1 protein-coding gene is annotated in these 483 nt (G+C 54.5%); it reads right to left on the bottom strand.

Annotated elements, in window-relative coordinates; translation table 11 throughout:
- Positions 1 to 270: LacI family DNA-binding transcriptional regulator (locus tag FDX03_RS22965; RefSeq protein WP_283204882.1), on the bottom strand; the 270-nt coding region annotated here is incomplete at its 3' end.
- Between the last annotated feature and the right edge of the window lie 213 nt (positions 271 to 483).

Below are 483 nucleotides of genomic sequence, written 5' to 3'. Positions count from 1 at the left end.
GGCGCGGGATTTTATGGCGGCAACGATTTGTGAGGGGGCATGCAGGGCAAGGTTCGCCGTCACGACGCCAATCAGCGGCGTCTGTTTGCCTGCCAGTTGTTGTGCGACGCGGTTGGGGATGTAATTGAGTTCCGCCATCGCGGCCTCAACTTTCTGTCGGGTTTTTGCGGAAACGTGGCTGGCCTGATTCACGACGCGCGAGACGGTCTGGTAAGAGACGCCTGCATGGTCTGCGACATCGTATAGCGTTACCGGTTTCACGTTTATCACCCCTGTCATGATGTTATCTGCGCGCTATGATGCCACAGCGGGACGATTTTGGGGGATTTACGCATAGGTTCTGCGAGGCGCATTCCAGGGTTGCGGATCGTGTGCGGGAGGATTTATCGTCGTTAAACTTATCAGATTAAAAAGTGAGGACATTGTGAGCGACTCTGCGGCAAATAATATCCTGTCCATTTACCGACGCCATGCGGAGGCTTT

The organism is Citrobacter sp. wls827 (assembly GCF_005280875.1).
GTDB lineage: Bacteria > Pseudomonadota > Gammaproteobacteria > Enterobacterales > Enterobacteriaceae > Citrobacter > Citrobacter youngae.
Note: the sequence above shows the minus strand (reverse complement) of the source record. Positions and strands in the feature narration are given on the sequence as shown.